Annotated in this window: 14 protein-coding genes; 4 read left to right on the top strand and 10 right to left on the bottom strand. The window is 74.5% G+C overall.

Annotated elements, in window-relative coordinates:
- Positions 1-21: 21 nt before the first annotated feature.
- From ACZ7LE_RS05405 to sigJ, 6 genes are all read right to left on the bottom strand, one after another.
- Positions 22-2,319, bottom strand: a complete 2,298-nt coding sequence (locus ACZ7LE_RS05405) for an MSCRAMM family protein (RefSeq protein ID WP_470402291.1) — start codon at positions 2,317-2,319, stop codon at positions 22-24.
- Between the two features lie 72 nt (positions 2,320-2,391).
- Positions 2,392-4,080, bottom strand: coding sequence for an NAD(P)/FAD-dependent oxidoreductase (locus tag ACZ7LE_RS05400; RefSeq protein ID WP_470402290.1), 1,689 nt, complete (start codon positions 4,078-4,080; stop codon positions 2,392-2,394).
- 73 nt (positions 4,081-4,153) lie between these two features.
- The gene (locus ACZ7LE_RS05395) at positions 4,154-7,069 is read right to left on the bottom strand and encodes a M4 family metallopeptidase (protein WP_470402289.1); all 2,916 of its coding nucleotides are present in this window, start codon (positions 7,067-7,069) and stop codon (positions 4,154-4,156) included.
- A 182-nt stretch (positions 7,070-7,251) separates the two neighbouring features.
- Positions 7,252-8,325 (bottom strand): LuxR C-terminal-related transcriptional regulator, encoded by a 1,074-nt coding sequence (locus ACZ7LE_RS05390; RefSeq protein ID WP_470402288.1) that lies wholly within the window; start codon positions 8,323-8,325, stop codon positions 7,252-7,254.
- 86 nt (positions 8,326-8,411) lie between these two features.
- Positions 8,412-9,620 carry an NAD(P)/FAD-dependent oxidoreductase gene (locus ACZ7LE_RS05385; protein WP_470402287.1) on the bottom strand — a complete coding sequence of 403 codons (1,209 nt, stop codon included), beginning with the start codon at positions 9,618-9,620 and terminating at the stop codon, positions 8,412-8,414.
- 122 nt (positions 9,621-9,742) lie between these two features.
- Positions 9,743-10,696: an RNA polymerase sigma factor SigJ gene (gene sigJ, locus ACZ7LE_RS05380; RefSeq protein ID WP_470402286.1), complete on the bottom strand. Its 954-nt coding sequence runs from the start codon at positions 10,694-10,696 to the stop codon at positions 9,743-9,745.
- A 136-nt stretch (positions 10,697-10,832) separates the two neighbouring features.
- On the opposite strand from sigJ, the gene ACZ7LE_RS05375 reads away from it, so the two are divergent.
- The 4 genes from ACZ7LE_RS05375 (at position 10,833) to ACZ7LE_RS05360 (ending at position 13,180) form a co-directional block, all read left to right on the top strand.
- Positions 10,833-11,426: a sulfite oxidase-like oxidoreductase gene (locus tag ACZ7LE_RS05375; protein WP_470402285.1), complete on the top strand. Its 594-nt coding sequence runs from the start codon at positions 10,833-10,835 to the stop codon at positions 11,424-11,426.
- On the top strand, positions 11,423-12,181 hold the full coding sequence (locus tag ACZ7LE_RS05370) for an FAD-binding oxidoreductase (protein WP_470402284.1): 759 nt from the start codon (positions 11,423-11,425) through the stop codon (positions 12,179-12,181). Before ACZ7LE_RS05375 ends, ACZ7LE_RS05370 begins: the two co-directional genes overlap by 4 nt.
- Positions 12,181-12,438 (top strand): DUF6510 family protein, encoded by a 258-nt coding sequence (locus ACZ7LE_RS05365; protein WP_470402283.1) that lies wholly within the window; start codon positions 12,181-12,183, stop codon positions 12,436-12,438. The genes ACZ7LE_RS05370 and ACZ7LE_RS05365 overlap by 1 nt, the downstream gene beginning before the upstream one ends.
- Before the next feature lie 115 nt (positions 12,439-12,553).
- Positions 12,554-13,180 carry a hypothetical protein gene (locus tag ACZ7LE_RS05360; protein ID WP_470402282.1) on the top strand — a complete coding sequence of 209 codons (627 nt, stop codon included), beginning with the start codon at positions 12,554-12,556 and terminating at the stop codon, positions 13,178-13,180.
- Between the two features lie 18 nt (positions 13,181-13,198).
- On the opposite strand, the gene ACZ7LE_RS05355 is transcribed toward ACZ7LE_RS05360, so the two are convergent.
- From ACZ7LE_RS05355 to ACZ7LE_RS05340, 4 genes are all read right to left on the bottom strand, one after another.
- Complete coding sequence (locus tag ACZ7LE_RS05355) at positions 13,199-13,654, bottom strand: YybH family protein (protein ID WP_470402281.1); 456 nt, start codon at positions 13,652-13,654, stop codon at positions 13,199-13,201.
- Positions 13,655-13,739: 85 nt separating this feature from the next.
- Entirely contained in the window at positions 13,740-15,839 is a 2,100-nt protein-coding gene (gene paaZ, locus ACZ7LE_RS05350) for a phenylacetic acid degradation bifunctional protein PaaZ (RefSeq protein WP_470402280.1), read from the bottom strand.
- Positions 15,840-15,876: 37 nt separating this feature from the next.
- Positions 15,877-16,728, bottom strand: coding sequence for a 3-hydroxyacyl-CoA dehydrogenase family protein (locus ACZ7LE_RS05345; protein WP_470402279.1), 852 nt, complete (start codon positions 16,726-16,728; stop codon positions 15,877-15,879).
- Positions 16,725-17,465: an enoyl-CoA hydratase/isomerase family protein gene (locus tag ACZ7LE_RS05340; RefSeq protein ID WP_470402278.1), complete on the bottom strand. Its 741-nt coding sequence runs from the start codon at positions 17,463-17,465 to the stop codon at positions 16,725-16,727. Before ACZ7LE_RS05340 ends, ACZ7LE_RS05345 begins: the two co-directional genes overlap by 4 nt.
- Positions 17,466-17,530: the final 65 nt, after the last annotated feature.

The raw sequence follows: 17,530 nt of genomic DNA, 5'->3' as shown, positions 1-17,530 counted from the left end.
GGGCGGTGGACGCCGCAAGGCTCAGCTCCGGCGGCGTGACCCCCGGACCATGGCGACGCCCACGGCCACCAGCACCCCGGCGGCCAGCGCCACCGAGCCGACGGTCGCGCCGGTCGCGGCCAGGTCACCCGGCTCGGCCGGGTCCGGGTCCGGGTCCGCCGACGGGTCGGTGCCGGGCGCCGGGCTCGGCGCCTGCGCGGCGTTCGTCAGCACGAAGTCGAGCCCCGTGACCTCCTCGTCCGCGACCTCGAAGGTGATGCTGTCCTCGCCGTCCACCACGTACCCGTCCCCGGGGTGCACGACGGCGGTGTACGAGCCCGGGGGCAGCTCGGTACGCCAGGCGCCGTCGGAGTCCGTGGTCGCGGTGCCGGCCCGCGCGCCGTCGGCGTCCGTCACCGTCACCGTGGTGTCCGGCACGGGCGCGCCCTCGGCATGAATGACCGTGCCGCCCACCGGCTGCTCCTGCGGCTCGGCGGACTCGGCGACCAGCGCGAAGTCCTCCTGGAGCAGGTCCTCGCCGGCTCGGGTCAGGGTGACGGACCGCTCGGTGACGTCGGCGGTGTAGCCGTCCGGCACGGTGAGGGCGATCGTGTAGTCGCCCGGCGGCAGGTCGCCGACGAAGTACCCGCCCACGTCGTCCGTGACCAGCGTGACGGGGCCGTCCGGGCCGGTCACCGTGACGGTCGCGCCGGCCACGGGCTCCCCCGCGTCGTCGGTCACGGTGCCGCCGACCGCCCCCGGGTGGGACAGGCCGAAGTCGACGCCGGCCACGTCGTCCGCGCCGACCGTGACGTCCCGGCTGTCGGGGCCGTCGGCCCGGTACCCGTCGGGCACGGTGACACGCACGGTGTGGTCGCCCGCCGGCACGCCCTCGAAGAGGTAGGTGCCGTCGGCGCCCGTCGTCGTGCTGACCGTCCCGTCCGGACCCTCCCGCGTCACGACGACCCCCGCGACGGGCTCGCCGCCGACGGTCACCGTGCCGGAGAGCGACGCCGGAGCCGTCACGACGAAGTCGTTGCCCGTGCTGGCCTCCTCCTGGCCGACCTCGACCGTGACGTCGTCGGGCACGGTCGCGACGGTGAATCCCTCGGGCACGTCGCTCAGCGTGAACGTGTACTGCTGCGGCCGGTCGTTCGCGGCGTCCCAGCCGACATGGTCGATCAGGTACTCGCCCGTGGAGCTGGTCACGGCCGTGAGTGGCGCGCCGCCGCCGACCGGCGTGAGGGTGACCCTCGCGCCCGGCACGGGCGTGCCGTCGTCGGTCAGGACCGTGCCGCTCACGGCGACGGGGACGACGTCGCGCGCGGCGAGGTCGACGCCGGTGGCGTCCGCGTCGGTGAGGTCCACGTCCGTGACCAGCCGGTCGCCGTACGGCACGAGGCCGAACGGATGCTCGTCGTCGGCCTCCGGCAGGGTGGTCAGCTCCACGCCGTACCCCGCCGCGGCCGTGTACCCGGGGAACGCGTACTGGCCGCTCTCGTCCGAGGTGGTCGTGGCGAGCTCGGCGCCGTCCGGGCCGAACAGCGTGAGGGTCGCGCCGGCCAGCACGCCCTGGGGCGCGCCGGTGTCGTCGACCAGGTTGACCGTGCCGGAGATGTCCCGCGCCAGGGACGCGAACCACGTCTGGTACACGGGGAACCCGCTGCGCTGGAAGAACTCGACCGTCAGGGTCTTGATCGGCGTCGTCGGCTGGAACCAGCCCGCGGCGCCCGAGGTGTCGGTGGCGGCCGGGTTGCCGATCAGCTCGCCGGTGGCCGGGTCCCACGCCGGCACGTCGGCCGGGTCGCCCGTGCACGACGGTCCCCCGGGGACCGGGCAGTAGTTGAAGCCGTCCTGGAAGCCCAGCTCGGCGCCGGCGAGCTGCCGGCCGTCGGCACCCAGCGCGGTGACGACCGCGCGGTCCGCGTCGATGTCGCCGAGCACGAACGCCCAGCCGCTCGCCGGGGTCGGGCGCTCGAACGTGTAGGTCGTGGCCGACGGCGACGTGGGCCGGTCGGCCTGCGGGCGCAGGTTGAGGTACTGCTGGTCCCGGCTCGACCCGTAGGCCGTGCCGGGCGGCGTGGCCGCGCTCAGCCAGGACGACGCCCCGGAGATGACGCCGACGCCGCCGCGTGAGTCGGAGGTCACGGTCGCCTCCGGGAAGCCCGCGGCCGGGAGCCGGACGCTCGTCGACCAGTCGCCGGCCGAGCCGGTCAACGGGTCCCACTCGGCCCATCCGGCGGTGGTCTCCGCCGACGCCGACATCGTCGGAATGACAGCGCTGATCGCGACCAGAACCACCGTCGCGAGCGCGCCCAAGCCCCCTGCAGTGCGCTTCACGCTCGACACGTTATGAGACAACCGGTCTCACCGCGCGAGGAACGATGCGCACGCATCGGGTTCCGGGAGGAGTCAGGCGCCGAACTCCCGAGCCCGCAGCCGCGCCAGGTGGGCGTGCACCAGCGGGAGCACCGAGGCGCCCTCGCCGCTCGCCGAGGCGACCCGCTTCATGGACCCGGCGCGCACGTCGCCGACCGCGAAGACGCCGGGCACCGTGGTCTCCAGGCTCGCCGGCGGCTGGCCGTCGACCCAGGCCTCGCGCGGCACGTCCCGGCCGGTCAGCACGAACCCGCGCTCGTCGAGCGCCACGCCGTCGGGCAGCCACGTGCAGTCCGGCTCGGCGCCCAGCAGGCAGAACAGCCCGTCGGCGGAGGTCTTGGTGGACTCACCCGTGTCCAGGTCCTCCAGTCGCAGCCACTGCAGCCAGCCCTCACCGCCGCCGTCGGCCACGACGGTGCGCGTGCGCACCTGGATGGTCGGCGTCGCCTCGATCTCGCGGACCAGGTAGTCCGACATGGTCTCGGCGAGGCTCGCGCGGCGGACCAGGATGGTCACCCCGCCCGCGAACTTGGCGAGGTGGACGGCGGCCTGGCCCGCGGAGTTGCCGCCCCCGACCACGTAGACGTCGCGGTCCTGCAGCTCGCGCGCCATCGACGTGGCCGCGCCGTAGTACACGCCCGCGCCCACGAGGTCCTCGACCCCCGGCACGCCCAGGCGCCGGTAGCTCACCCCGGTCGCGAGCACCACGGTCCGGGCGCAGAGCTGCGCGCCGCGGACGTGCACGTGCTGGTGCTCCGGCTCGTTCGGCGGCCCCGGCTCGATCCGGGCCGCGGGACGCCCCGTGAAGAAGCGCGCGCCGAACCGGCTGGCCTGGATGCGGGACCGCTGCGCGAGCCGCATGCCCGAGATGCCGCGCGGGAAGCCGAGGTAGTTGCGGATCATCGAGCTCGACCCCGCCTGGCCGCCGATCGCGTCCCGTTCGAGCACGACCGTGGCCAGCCCCTCGGACGCCGCGTAGACGGCCGTGGCCAGGCCCGCGGGGCCGGCGCCGACGATCGCGACGTCGGCGATCACGCCGTCGGGGATCGAGTCGAAGCCGCCGTAGATCGCCTCGGTGACGGCCGCCGGGGTCGCCGCGGCCAGCGCCTGGCCCCGGAACGTGCTGACCACGGGCAGCTCGGCGCCCGGGCCGGCGGCCTCCAGGATCGCCTCCGCCTCCGCGTCGTCCGGCGCGAGGGAGCGGTACGGGAAGCCCAGCCGCTCCAGGAGGTCCCGGATGGCGGCCGCGTTGCGGTCGCCGGGCTCGGCCACCAGGTCCGTCACCGTCACGACGGGCCGCCCCACCGACCAGCCCCACTCGGAGAGCAGCTCGATCAGCGCGGTGTGGAACTCCTCGTCGCGCGGCCCGCGCGGAAGGATGACGTACGTGTCGAGGTCGCGGCGCGTCATCGCGTCCCGCAGCTCGTCCAGGCTGTCGTTGAAGTACTCGAACGGGACCAGCGACACGCGCCGCGCGGTGGCGACGACGGAGGGGAGCTGGTGCAGCAGCTCGATCGCGGTGCCGTCGGCCAGGTGGTGCTCGGCGGCGACCATCGCGACCTGCTCGCCGTCGCCGACGAGCGCGCGCGCCCGGTCCAGGCACGCGGCCACGCCGTCGGTCAGCTCGATCCGGTAGTCGCGGTCATACCGGGCGCGGAACTCCTGCTCGACGACGTCGGCGTGGTCGCCGCCCGCCAGCAGGATGACTGGCCTGTCGTCCATGGCGCCCAGCGTAGACGCTGACCGGCCCGGCGAACGCCGGACCGGTCAGCACCTGTCAGGTCAGCCCGTCAGGTCAGCAGCGCTTCGCGCCCGACGCGACCGCGAGGCCGGTCACCGACGTCGCCGTGGACTTGAAGACCACCGTGCGGCCCTCGCCCGCCGCGGCGAACATCTGCGCGCCCGGGCTGCACGAGGCGTCGCCCACGGAACGGCCGTCCAGCGTGTACTGCTTCAGGCGCGGCATGAGCGCGTCCGTGGGCATCGTGGCGGACTGCCACGCCTCCTTCGAGGCGTCCTCGGTGACCGTCAGCGTCGTGTCGGACGCCGTCAGCACCCACGCCCGCTTGGCGGTCGAGGAGTTCTCGTCGAACAGGATCTCGCTCTCTCCCGTGCGGAACGAGTACGCCCGCACCGAGTTGTGCCAGGCGCCCTGCTCGGTGTAGCCCGGGTCGCGGTCCGCCACCCAGTAGGCGCCCTTCGTGGTGAGCGCGGGGTAGCTGACGGTCTCGGCCCCGTTGTCCAGGCCGGCCAGGACGGTCCGGCCGGTGCGGGTGTCGAACACCTCGACGCCGAGCGCCCAGTCCCAGCTCCCGTCGTCGTGCTGGAACACCTCGTAGCGGACGTAGGCGATGCGGCCCGCCCGGACGGTCGGCGCGGTCGCTGGGCCCACCCAGTCGTGCTCCACGCTGTGGACCGTGCTCGACCGGCCCGTGAGGTAGTGCACCTCGTCGATCCAGGTCTCGGCGTCCCACTCCGACCAGGAGACGACGTCGCCGTCCATGCCCAGCCCGGTCACGCGGCCCGTCGTGGTGTACAGAGTCGTGGCCCGCCCGCCGGTCAGCGGCGCGGACATGATCCGGAAGTCCGTGTAGTCGGCCGCCATGGACAGCCACACCACCCGCTTGCCGTCGGTCTGGGCGAAGCTGTTGATCCGCCCGTCGGCCGCGGAGACGCGCCGGGGCTCGCCCCGGCCGTCGGTCCGGCCCACCCAGATCGACGTCGGCTCGGTGCCGTCCGCGCTGGACCGCGCCACGGCCCACCAGTCGCCGCCGGTCGAGGGCTGCATGTCGGTGTACAGCCCGGTGTCCAGCCGGTCCAGCAGCAGCGACGTGCCCCTGCCCGGCAGGCTCTTCTCCCAGGCCTCGGTGACGCCGCGTGAGTCGAACGCCCGCTCGACGACCTTGAGCTGCTTGCCCTTGAGCCCGTACGACCGCGCGGCGGCGACCACGGCCTCGCGGCCGTCCACGAAGTCGGACAGCGGCGTGAGGTACTCGGTCAGCGCCCGGTAGACGATCTTGTCGGCCAGCTCGCCGCCCAGCGCCTCGCGGACGTCCCACAGCGCGCCGGAGACGATGGTCGAGTTCAGGTGCACACCGCCGTAGTCGAAGCGCGCGTCGGTGTCGATGAGGTGGTTGAAGTCCGCCGTCGTCATGCCGTCGTCGAGGTCCCGCAGCGCGCAGTCGACCGGGGCCGTGGTGCGGCACAGGTCGCCGCCCAGGAGGCTGGCCTCCGGGTCGCTCATGGGGATCCCGGACACGTCGACGTCGATCGCGTTGCCGAAGTAGTCGGCGATCGCCTCGTTCAGCGCGCCCTGCTGCCCGCTGTAGAGGAAGCCCGCGGTGTGCTCCACCACGCCGTGCGTCATCTCGTGGCCGACGACGTCGAGGTCGGCGGCGAGCGACTTGTACTCCGAGTCGCCGGTCCCGTAGACCATCTTGGTGCCGTCCCAGAACGCGTTCACGAACGGGTTGCCGCCGTAGGTGATGCCCACGAAGGAGTCGAGCGCCATGCCGGCGTCGTCCAGGCTGTCGCGCCCGTGCTCCACCTTGTAGTACTCGAACACCTGGGCCGCCGCCCAGTGCGCGTCGACGGCGCCGAGGTCCGTCAGGTCGGTGCCCAGCGTGCTCGACGGCGACGCGAAGGGCGCGATGCCCTCCGGCCACTGGCCCGCGGTGTCGTAGTAGTCGTTGCGGGTCGCGTCCCAGGTGGTGATGGGCACGGTCCGGCCGTCGGCCAGCGTGTGCGACAGGTCCGTCGTCAGGTAGGTGCCCGTGGCGTCCACCCGCTGCAGCCCGACGTCGACGGTGGTGCCGTCGGCCTTGGTGCCCGTGCCGGTCACCGGCGTCACGCCGGTGCCGGACGCCGGCGGCTCGACGCCGTCGGTCGTGGGCGCGCCGGCCACCTCCTGGCCGGCCCCCAGGGCCGCCACCTGCTGCGGCGCGGCGAGCGTGCGCAGCCGGCTGGAGCTGAGCAGCACGGCGCCCGAGGCGGCGTCGACGTACACGTCGGTGAGCACCGGCTCGCCCGTGACCGGTGCGGTACCGCGCACCAGCACGTGCCGGGCCAGGATGCCGGCGCCCGACGGGACGACCGCGAGGCCCTGGTCGGTACCGATGAGGTCCGGCGTGGCCGCCGACGGCGCCGTGCCGGGCCGCACCCCGCCCGCCACGACGGCCGCGCCGCCGGTCAGGCTCTTGCCGATCCCCTCGACGGCCCGCTCGACGGCCGTGGCCGCGGGCAGGGTCTGCGCCGTCGTGTCGACGTCGAGCTCGGTGAAGTAGGAGCCCGAGGTGCCGGTGACGGTCCGCTCGCCGCCCTGCTTCTCCATGCGGACCACGTACTGGCCGCCCAGCACGGGCAGCTTCTTGTACCGCTGGTCCAGCCGGACGGTCTCGCGGGTGCCCTCGCGCTGCACGTCGGCGGTGACCAGCGTGGCGTCGGGGTCGGCGATCCCGTAGCGGGAACGGTGGCCCTCGAGGTGGGTCCGCGCGGCGGCGGCCGGGGCGAGGGCGGCGTCGACGGGGTCGTCGAGCCCCTCGACCAGGGCGGGCGTGTCCGTCTCGGACAGCGGGGTGGCCGTAGCCGGCAGCTCGGCAGTCGCGCCGGCCGGCACCGCGGCGGGTGCCGCGTGGGCGGCGGGAACCGCTGCCCCGAGCAGGGCGGCCGCCGCCAGCACGGCGACCGCACGGTGGGGTCTCTGGATACGCATGGGCTTCTCCTACGACCCTCTCGGGCCGGACTGATCTGGTACCGGTCGCACCCTCGCGCCCGTCGGACGAGACAACTGTGCTGACCGACGACATACCGGACAAGGAGAAGATTGCGCACCTGCGCAGATGAGCAGCCCGGATGCCGCAGCGACGTACCGGGTCTGGGCTTCGGTGGGAGCCGTTACGCGCGCGTCCGGGCGAGCAGGCCCTGCTCGGCGGCGAACAGCCCGATCTGGAACCGGGTGCGCGCCCCCAGCTTCTCCGCGAGCGCCGTGACCTCGGCCTGGACCGTCCGCCGGCTGATGTCGAGCGTGCGCGCGATCGCCTCGTCAGTGAGCCCGCCGGCCATGAGGTCGAGGATGGACCGCGTGCGCTGCTCCAGCCGCACCCGGGGCAGCGGCGACCAGGTGGCGGCCGGGTCCGTCCCGGGGTCCGTCTCGCCGTCGGGCGCCATGCCGTCCGGCCCGGACCACATGGACTGCGGCATCGCCGCGTCCCAGACCCGCTCGAAGAGGTCGGTCAGCGCGCCCACCAGCGCGGGGGCGTGCACCACGAGCGAGGCCCTGCCGGCGTCGTCGCCGGCGGCGGGCAGCATGGCGATCTTCTGGTCCACGACGACGAGCTTGAGCGGGACCTGCGGCGACAGGCGCAGGCCGGCGCCGGTCGCCTGCCCGCCGAGCGCGGTCCCCAGCGAGACGGGGTCGATGAACGTGGCGCTCTCGTACACGCTGCGCAGCTCCACCGTGGGGCTCATCGTGGGCCGGTCCACCTCGTCGAGCAGCTCGGGGGTGGGCTGCAGGTACGGCGGCCGGGCGAGGTGCAGCACCTCGTGCGTGGCGGTCGCCATGAGGTGCCAGTACAGCGCGCCGACCTGTTCCGCCCCGACCACGACGTCCACGAGCGCCGTGTCCCCCGCCTGGCCGGTGGCCTCCTGGTAGGCCTTCTCGAGGTGGTCGGCGTGCAGCTCCCAGACGGCGATCTCCAGGCGGCGCCGGGCGAGCAGGGTGGTGAGCACCGAGCGCGGCGGCAGGGCCGACCAGTGCCGGGACCGGGACCGGCCCGGCGCGGGGACCCGCACCACGAGCCCGTCCGCGTCGAGCGCGGTCAGCGCGGCGCGGACGTCCGCGGCGTCGAGGCCCACCGCCGCGGCGATCCCCGCCTCCGGCACGGCGTCGCGCCCCACGAGGTGGTCGAGCACGCGGACCGTGGGGGGAGTCGCGACGTCCAGCGACCGGCGCACGTCGTCCGAGATCATGGCTTGCCTCCTTGGCACGGGTGATCGCGCCAAGTCACCCTTGCCTCGGCGGCGGGCGGACCCGCCCGCTCGTTTTTCCGGAGACCTTAGCCCTTCACGGCGGGCAGCTCGGCGACATTCACCCGCTCGCGGTCCGCACCGGACGGCGTCGTGACCCGGCGCCGGCGGGCCGGGTACGGGACCGGGTGGGCGACCATCCAGGCCGCCCCGGCGCAGACCAGCTCCTTGTACCGGGCGGCGAGGCGGCCGCCGGGAGCGGCGTCCTTGGCCTGGTCGTCGGGCGTGACGAGCTGGATGACGGCGTCGCGCCGGCCCAGGCTGATGCACTGGTGCACGTACCCGAGCGGCGTGTGCGGGAGCCTGCCCCCGGTCAGGCGCGCCGCGATCGAGTCGGCGGCCTGCCAGGCCATCGGGATGCCGGAGGCGCACGACATGCGCAGCACGTTGTCGACGGGGCCGTGCGCCAGTGCGGCGTCGCCCGTGGCGTAGACGTCGGGATGGGAGACGGAGCGCATGGTCCCGTCGACCACGATCCGCCCGTCCGCACCGACCCGCAGGCTCGTCGCGGCGGCGATCGGGTGCACGCCGAACCCGGTGGCCCACACGGCGACGTCCGCCGGGATCGTGGTGTCGCGGGTCTCGACGGCGGTGGCGTCCACGCCCGTGACGTCGGCGTGCTCATGGACCGTGACGCCCAGCCGGTCGAGGACGGCACGCAGGTGCCGCTGCCCGGCCGCGGAGAGCCAGTCGCCGAGCCCGCCGCGGACAGCGAGGGCCACGTCGAGGTCGGCGCGGGCCTCGGCGATCTCGGTGACGGCCTCGATGCCGGTCAGGCCGCCGCCGACCACGACCACGCGACCCCCGGGGGCGAGGCCCGCCAGCCGCTCGCGCAGGCGGAGCGCGCCCGGCCGGCTCGCCAGCTCGTGGGCGTGCTCGGCGACGCCCGGCACACCGTGGTCGGCGGCCGAGCTGCCCAGGGCGTAGACGAGCGTGTCGTAGGCGAGCTGCTCCGCGCCGTCCGCCCCGGTCAGGGAGACGGTCCGGCGGTCGACGTCGACGGCGGACACGCGGGCCACCCGCAGGCGCACGCCCGTGCCGGCGAGGAGGTCGCGCAGCGGCCGGGGACGCAGGTCCTGGCCCGTGGCCACCTGGTGCAGGCGCACCCGCTCGACGAAGTCCGGCTCGGCGTTGACCAGGGTGAGCTCGACGTCGTCGCGGTGCAGCCGGCGGGCCAGCCGGCCGGCGGCGGAGGCTCCGGCGTACCCGGCCCCGAGGATGACGATGCGGTGCTTCATGGGATCCCTCAGCTCGTGTCGGTGGGACGTTGTGCCTCCTGAACCGGACGGCCCGGCGATCCCTGACACCTCACCCCTGTGACGCCGCTCACAGGGGTCGGCCCGGCCTCCCCGGCCCGGCCTCACCAGCTCCGGATCAGCGGCTCCCCGTGCTCCGTGGCCGCCCACTGGCGGCCGGCCCGGCCGAGCTTGTCGGGGTTGACCTGGCTGAGCACGGCGGTGATCCCGTCGGCGGTCGCCTCCAGCGTCATCACGCCCACCAGCCGGTCGCCCACCACGACGACCAGCGCCGGGAGGCCGTTGGCCGTCCACGCGTAGACGTCGGGGCTGCCGCCCAGCATCGCGCGCTTGGCCTCGGCCGGGCGGAACAGGCCGCGCAGGAACTTGGCCACGGCCGTGGCCCCGAGCACCGCCGTCGCGCGCGCCGCGACCTTGCCGCCACCGTCGCCCACCCCGACGACGTCGGCCGTCAGCAGCTTGACCAGGGGTTCGAGCTGCCCGCTCGTCGCGGCCGCCAGGAACTCCTCCACGACCGGCCGCGCGACGGCAAGGTCGACCGCCGCGCGGGTCCGCTCCCCCGCCAGGTGCTGCCTGGCCCGGTGGAGCACCTGCTGGCTGCCGACCTCGGTGAGGTCGAGCATCTCGGCGATCTCCGCGTGCGAGAACGCGAACGCCTCGCGCAGCACGTAGACGGCCCGCTCGGTGGGCGTGAGGCGCTCCATCAGCACGAGCATCGCCGTGGACACCGAGTCGCGCTGCTCCGCCGTGTCCGCCGGGCCGAGCATCGGGTCGCCACCGAGGAGCGGCTCCGGCAGCCACTCGCCCACGTAGACCTCCCGCCGGGCCCGCGCCGACTTCAGCTGGGTCAGGCACAGGTTCGTCAGCACCCGGGTGAGCCAGGCCTCCGGCACGCGGATCTGCGAGCGGTCGGCCGCCTCCCAGCGTAGGAAGGTCTCCTGGGCGGCGTCCTCGGCCTCCGCGGCGGACCCGAGCAGGCGGTAGGCGATGGCCTCCAGCCGGCCCCGGAGGTTCTCGAAGAGCTCCAGCTCGTCCTGGCCCGGCGACTCGGTCGTCATGCCGCGACCCTACTGCCCGAACTCACCCGCTGGAACGGGCCGGTTCGCGCGCCGCCGGACGACACCGGCCCTACGCTGTTCCCACCATCGAACCGTGCCCGGCAGGCCCGGCACGGTCGCCGGGAGGAGACCCAGCATGTCCTTCGTCACCCGTGGATTCTCCGGCCGCCGCCGTGAGGCCGACACGCGCCTCCCGCCGGGCCAGACCCTGGTCCAGGACTGGCCCGTGCTCAGCGCCGGACCCACCCCGCACGTCGACACCGCGGACTGGGAGCTGACCGTCCAGGACGAGACCGGCACCGACCACCGCTGGAGCTGGGACGAGCTCCTCGCGCTCGGGGTCGAGGACGTGACCGTGGACATCCACTGCGTCACCCACTGGTCCCGGCTCGACATGGGCTGGCGCGGGGTGAGCCTCGACAAGATCTTCGAGAACGTGGAGTCCGAGCACGAGTACGTCATGGCGCACTCCTACGGCGGCTACACCACGAACGTGCCCCTGGAGGACCTGCTCGACGGCAAGGCCTGGATCGCCACGGAGGCCGACGGCGGGCCGCTCGACCCGGAGCACGGCGGACCGGCCCGGCTGCTCGTGCCCCACCTCTACTTCTGGAAGAGCGCCAAGTGGGTGCGGGGCCTGACGATGATGCCGGACAACGACCCGGGCTTCTGGGAGCAGTACGGCTACCACCTCTACGGCGACCCGTGGAAGGAGGAGCGCTACTGGTGAGCGCACCGTCCGTGACCCTGGGCCGGTCCCGGCCCCGCCCCGCGTGGCACGTCGCGACCGTCGTCGAGACGCGCCACGAGACGCCCACGGCCGCCCGGCTCGTGCTGGACGTGCCCACCTGGCCGGGCAGCGAGGCCGGCGCGCACCTCGACGTGCGCCTGACCGCCCCGGACGGCTACCAGGCGAGCCGGTCCTACTCGATCGCCGCGTCGACGCCCGCCGGGCAGGTGGTCCTCGCGGTCGACGAGCTGCCCGACGGCGAGGTCTCGCCCTTCCTGGTGCGCGAGCTGCAGCCCGGCGACCAGCTCGAGCTGCACGGCCCGCTGGGCGCCTTCTTCGTCTGGCGGCCCGGCACGGGCGACCGCCCGGTCCAGCTCGTGGCGGGCGGCTCCGGCGTCGTGCCGCTGTACGCGATGGCCGCGGCGCACGGCGCGGCCGCCGACGCCGCGCCGTTCCGCCTGCTGTACTCCGTGCGCACCCCGGACGACGTCTGGTTCGCGGACGAGCTCGCGGGGCTCGCCGGCCCGGCCTTCGAGCTGGACCTCGTCTACACGCGCGCGGCGCCCGCGGGCTGGCCCGACGCCGTCGGGCGGCTCACGCGGGAGGCCCTCGCCGCCCGGACGGTCCCGGCCGCGGACCGCCCGCACGTCTACGTCTGCGGCTCGACGGGTTTCGTCGAGACGGTGGCCCGCTGGCTGCAGGAGCTGGGCCACTCCGCGACGGACATCCACACCGAGCGCTTCGGAGGTCTCTGATGACACACCACCTCGACGGCAACGTGCTCGCGGGCGCGCTCTCCGAGGTCTTCACGACCGACGTGACGGCCGCGCGCGGCCGCTGCGGCGGTTGCGGGCACATGGCCGTGCTCGCCGAGGCCATGGTCTACACCGACGCCCCCGGGCTGGTGGCCCGGTGCGCCGGGTGCGACCAGGTGCTCGCGACGGTCGTGGACACCGGCGACCGCGTGATCCTGAGCCTCGCCGGCCTGAGCGCCGTCGAGCTCCGGCGCTGAGCCTTCCCCGGTCGAAATCAGACGCGCGGACCTTGACCTGTGCCACGCGGCGGCGGAGTGTGGAATGGACGGCAGCGCCGTCCGGACGCTGCCCCGAGCACAGGGAGAGTCCGTCATGTTCGTACGCACCACCGAGGTCCAGGGAGATCCCGCCGGGATCGACGACGGGCTGCGGATCGTCCGTGAGGAGGTCTTCCCGACCGTGACCGCGATGGACGGTTGCGTCGGGATGTCGATGCTGGTCAACCACGAGTCCGGGCGGTGCATCGCCACGACGGCGTGGCAGTCGCACGACGCGATGGTGATGAGCGCCGACGACGTCCGCCCGCTGCGCGAGCGCGCCGTGCAGGCGCTGGGGAGCACCGGCGGGGGCGACGTCCACGAGTGGGAGGCCGCCGTCGTCCACCGCGACCACGCCACGCCCGACGGCGCCTGCGCCCGCCTCACCTGGCTGAGCGGCGGCCAGGACATGGTCGACCGCTGTATCGACCTCTACCGCATGGTCATCCTGCCGCAGCTCCAGGAGATGGACGGCTTCTGCAGCGGCAGCCTCATGGTCGACCGCGCGGCAGGGCGCGCCGTCGGCACGACCGCCTTCGACAGCATGGGGGCCGTCGTGGCCGCCCGTGAGGCCACGGCCCGCATCCGCGAGCGCGTGGTCAGCGAGCTGGGCGCCACGGTCGACAACCTCGAGGAGATGGAGATCGCGTTCGCGCACCTCCACGTCCCCGAGATGGCCTGAGGTCAGGGTTCGGGCCGGTCAGGGCGTCAGGTCGGTCAGCCCCCGGCCGCTGCGCAGGTCGAGCGGCACCGAGACCTGGTCGTGCGCGATCAGCCAGGTGCCGCCCACCCTGCGGAGGCCGAACGTGGCCCGCACCCACATGCCGTCCGTCACGGACCCGTCCTGGAGCGTGCCGCTGAGCCGCCCGAAGGCGTGCCCGAACGCGACGGTCCCGTCCACGGCGAGCGCCAGGTCGCGGAGCTCGTAGCCCACCTCGGCGAACACCGCGAAGACGCGCGCCCAGTTCGCCAGCTTGGCGTCGACGCCGACGTGCTGCAGCGGCGGCTCGACGTCGAACGATACGACGTCGTCCGTGTAGAGCCGGCGCAGCGCGTCGAGGTCCTTGGCGCGCAGCCCGTCGACGATCCCGTCGAGCACCTGCCTGATCCGGGCCTCGTCCGTGACCCGTGCCTCGTCGTCCTGTCGTGTGGTCATCGTCGTCCGTGTGGTCATCACAGTCCGTCCCTTCCGTCCGGTGCTTCTCACAGGGGTGACGGACGGGAGGTGCGGAACGTGACCGTCACCGCCCGGCACTCTCGCCGTGGTCCTCCTTGGCGACCAGGGTCAGCACGTCGTACGTGGCCACCTGCTCGTCGCGCTGGTTGGTGAGCACGGCGTCCCAGCGCACCTCGCCGTAGTCCTCGTCCTCGCGCGGCGTGATCTGGGCGGCCGTCAGGCGCACCCGGATCGTGTCCCCGGGCGACACCGGCGTGAGGAAGCGCAGGTTCTCCAGGCCGTAGTTCGCGAGCACCGGCCCCGGCGCGGGGTCGACGAACAGCCCGGCCGCGAACGACACGAGCAGGTACCCGTGCGCCACGCGCCCGGGGAAGAACGGGTTGGCCGCCGCGGCCTCCTCGTCCGTGTGGGCGTAGAAGGTGTCGCCGGTGAAGTCGGCGAAGTGCGTGATGTCGTCGAGGGTCACCTCGCGCGGCGCGGACTCGACGGCGTCGCCGATCCGCAGGTCGGCCAGCGACCGGCGGAAGGGGTGGCCCGCGTCGGTGCGCGACGGCGCCCCCGCCCGCCACCGCCCGGTCAGGGCGGTCAGCGCCGCGGGGGTGCCCTGCACCGCCGTCCGCTGCATGTAGTGCTCCACGGCGCGGACGCCGCCGAGCTCCTCGCCGCCGCCCGCGCGGCCCGGGCCGCCGTGGACCAGGTGCGGCACCGGGGAGCCGTGGCCCGTCGACGACCGCGCGTCGTCCCGGTCGAGCACGAGCACGCGCCCGTGCATCGGCGCGATCCCGGTGACGAGGTGCCGCACCACGGCGGGGTCGGCGGACGCGACGGTGGCCACCAGCGACCCGCCGCCGAGGTTGGCCAGCCGGACGGCGTCGTCCAGGTCGCGGTAGCCGATCACCGAGGCGACCGGCCCGAAGGCCTCGACGTCGTGCACCGCGGGCGCCGCGGGGTCGGCGAACCGCAGCAGGAGGGGCGCGACGAACGCGCCGTCAGGCGCGGGTCCGCGGCTGCCGTCGGCGTGCACCACCTCGGGCTCCGCGAGGTCGCCGACCACGATCTGGCCGCCGCCGGCGACGAGCGCGCGGATGCTGCGCAGCACCTCCTCCTTCTGTCCCGCGCTCGCCAGGGCGCCCATCGTGACGCCGTCGGCCCGCGGGTCGCCGACCACGACGCGCTGCGCGATCCGGTCGCGGACGGCCTCGATCACGGCGTCCTCGCGGTCGGCCGGGACGATCACCCGCCGGATCGCCGTGCACTTCTGCCCGGCCTTGACGGTCATCTCGGTAACCACCGAGGCGACGAACGCCGTGAACTCCGGGCTCCCCGGCTCCACGTCCGAGCCGAGCACCGCCGCGTTGAGCGAGTCCGTCTCCGCGGTCAGCAGCACGCCCCGGCGGATCACGGCGTCGTCGACCGCGAGCACCCGCGCCGTGGACGCGGAGCCGGTGAAGCTCACGGCGTCGCGCACGTCGAGCACGTCGAGGAACCCGCGGGCCGGCCCGCTGACGAGCTGCAGCGCGCCGTCGGGCAGGAGGCCGGAGTCGACGATCGCCCGCACCGCGGCCTCGGCGAGGTAGGCGGTGGCCGAGGCCGGCTTGACGATCGTCGGCACGCCCGCGAGGAAGGCGGGCGCGAACTTCTCCAGCATGCCCCACACCGGGAAGTTGAAGGCGTTGACCTGGAAGGCGACGCCCTGCCGCCGCACGCGGACGTGCTGGCCGCCGAACGACCCGTCGCGGGACAGGTTCTCCGGCGGCCCGTCGACCAGGAGCTGCGCGTTGGGCAGCTCCCGGCGGCCCTTCGACCCGTAGGTGAACAGCACGCCGATGCCGCCGTCGATGTCGACCAGGGCGTCGCGCCGGGTGCCGCCGGTGCGCAGGCTCACCTCGTAGAGGTCCTCCTTGACGCCGGTGAGGTGCTGGGCGAGCCGCTTGAGCAGCAGGGCGCGCTGGTGGAACGTGAGCGCGCCGAGCGCGTCCTGGCCCACGGTCCGGCCGTACTCGGCGACGGCCCGCAGGTCGACCGGGCTGCCCGAGACCGCCGCGACCGGCTCGCCGGTCGAGGCGTCCCGCACGACCTGGGCCTCGGCGTCCGACGGCGGGCGCTGCCACGCCCCCAGGACGTAGCTGTCGAGGGTGCGTACCGGGGTCTCCGTCGCGGTCATGGCGTCTTCCTCTCGTCCGTTCCGACGTCTCTGCAGGTCACTCGTCCCACGTGAAGAACCCCTCGCCGCTCTTGCGGCCCAGCCGGCCCGCCTCGACCATCGCCCGCAGCAGGCGCGGGACGGCGAACCGCTCCCCCAGCTCACGCTCCAGGTGCTCGGCGATGCCGAGCCGCACGTCGAGGCCCACCAGGTCGGTCAGGCGCAGCGGCCCGACGGGGAACCGGTAGCCGCGCACCATCGCGGTGTCGATGTCGGCGGGCGAGGCGACGCCCTCCTCGACCATGCGGATCGCCTCGAGCGCGATCACCACGCCCAGGCGGGAGCTCGCGAAGCCCGGGGTGTCGGACACGACGATCGAGGCCTTGCCGAGCGCGGTGACCCAGGCGCCGGCCTCCTCGACGAGCGCCGGCACCGTCGCCCGGCCGCGCACGATCTCCACGAGCGCCGACGAGGGAACCGGGTTGAAGAAGTGCAGCCCCACGAAGCGCTCGGGGCGCTCCAGGTGCCCCGCCAGGGTGTCGATCGAGAGCGACGACGTGTTGCTGGCCAGCCAGGCGACCGGCGACAGCACCCGTTCGACGCGCGCCAGGACCCCGACCTTGGCCCCGAGGTCCTCGGGCACCGCCTCGACGACCAGACCCGCCGGGCCGACGTCCGCGACATCGGTGGTCACGCGCGCCCGCTCCGTCAGCTCGGCGACGGTGCGCGGGGTGGTGCCCCGCTCCACGCTGGCGGTCACCGCGCGCTCCAGCCCCGCCCGCGCCCGGGCCGCCGACTCCCCGTCGCGCTCGACGACCACGACGTGGGTCCCCGCCAGCAGGAAGGCATGGGCGATCCCGACGCCCATCCGGCCGCCGCCCACCACGCCGATGCTCCGGGGCAGCGTCATCGCTTCCTCCGTTCCAGGAACGCGGTCATCCGCTCGCGCTTGGCGGGCGACTCGAACAGCACGGACTGCGCGAGGTCGTCGACGTCCGGGTGCGCCGCGCGTGGTGCTCGGAAGACCTGCTTGGTGTAGCGGACCGCCGTCGGGTCCTGCTCGGCGATCCGGTCCGCGAGCGCGTCGGCCGCGGCGACCAGGTCGGACGACGCGTGGACCGCGCTCACCAGCCCCGCCGCCAGCGCCTCGGAGGCGTCGAGCACGCGGCCGGCGAGCAGGATCTCCAGCGCGAGCGTCTCGCCGACGAGCTCCTTGAGCCGCCAGGACGCACCCGCCGCGGCGATGATGCCGAGCCCCACCTCGGGGTTGCCGAACCGGGCGTTCTCGCCGGCGAGCCGGAAGTCGGCCGCGTAGGCGAGCTCCGCACCGCCCCCGAGGGCCCAGCCGTCGACGGCGGCGATCACCGGCATCGGCAGGCGGGTGATCCGCTCGAACAGCCGCGAGTTGATCCCGGCGAGCGCGTCGTCGCGGCCGCGCTCGCGCAGCTCGGCGATGTCGGCGCCGGAGGCGAAGACCCGCTCGGAGCCGGACAGGACGAGGAGGCGCGGCCGGGCCTCCAGCTCGGCGCAGACCTCGTGCAGCTCGCCGACCATCGCCCGGTCGATCGCGTTGCGCACCTCGGGCCGGTCGAGCCGGACGTGGAGGCGGTCCGCGCGGTCGTCGACGCGCCGCAACGCTGCTGCCATGGCCTCATCACCTGGGGGTCGCACCGGCGTAGCGTCGTCGCGCTACTTACTGACCGTTCGTTCTG

It is taken from the genome of Promicromonospora sp. NPDC110617, from assembly GCF_055598465.1.
Note: the sequence above shows the minus strand (reverse complement) of the source record. Positions and strands in the feature narration are given on the sequence as shown.

What these genes read in the sequence shown, in the direction of transcription:
- ACZ7LE_RS05400 (WP_470402290.1), bottom strand. Translation starts at nt 4,080, where the DNA reads ATGGACGACAGGCCAGTCATCCTGCTGGCGGGCGGCGACCACGCCGAC.
- ACZ7LE_RS05395 (WP_470402289.1), bottom strand. Translation starts at nt 7,069, where the DNA reads ATGCGTATCCAGAGACCCCACCGTGCGGTCGCCGTGCTGGCGGCGGCC.
- ACZ7LE_RS05390 (WP_470402288.1), bottom strand. Translation starts at nt 8,325, where the DNA reads ATGATCTCGGACGACGTGCGCCGGTCGCTGGACGTCGCGACTCCCCCC.
- ACZ7LE_RS05385 (WP_470402287.1), bottom strand. Translation starts at nt 9,620, where the DNA reads ATGAAGCACCGCATCGTCATCCTCGGGGCCGGGTACGCCGGAGCCTCC.
- sigJ (WP_470402286.1), bottom strand. Translation starts at nt 10,696, where the DNA reads ATGACGACCGAGTCGCCGGGCCAGGACGAGCTGGAGCTCTTCGAGAAC.
- ACZ7LE_RS05375 (WP_470402285.1), top strand. Translation starts at nt 10,833, where the DNA reads ATGTCCTTCGTCACCCGTGGATTCTCCGGCCGCCGCCGTGAGGCCGAC.
- ACZ7LE_RS05365 (WP_470402283.1), top strand. Translation starts at nt 12,181, where the DNA reads ATGACACACCACCTCGACGGCAACGTGCTCGCGGGCGCGCTCTCCGAG.
- ACZ7LE_RS05360 (WP_470402282.1), top strand. Translation starts at nt 12,554, where the DNA reads ATGTTCGTACGCACCACCGAGGTCCAGGGAGATCCCGCCGGGATCGAC.
- ACZ7LE_RS05355 (WP_470402281.1), bottom strand. Translation starts at nt 13,654, where the DNA reads ATGACCACACGACAGGACGACGAGGCACGGGTCACGGACGAGGCCCGG.
- paaZ (WP_470402280.1), bottom strand. Translation starts at nt 15,839, where the DNA reads ATGACCGCGACGGAGACCCCGGTACGCACCCTCGACAGCTACGTCCTG.
- ACZ7LE_RS05345 (WP_470402279.1), bottom strand. Translation starts at nt 16,728, where the DNA reads ATGACGCTGCCCCGGAGCATCGGCGTGGTGGGCGGCGGCCGGATGGGC.
- ACZ7LE_RS05340 (WP_470402278.1), bottom strand. Translation starts at nt 17,465, where the DNA reads ATGGCAGCAGCGTTGCGGCGCGTCGACGACCGCGCGGACCGCCTCCAC.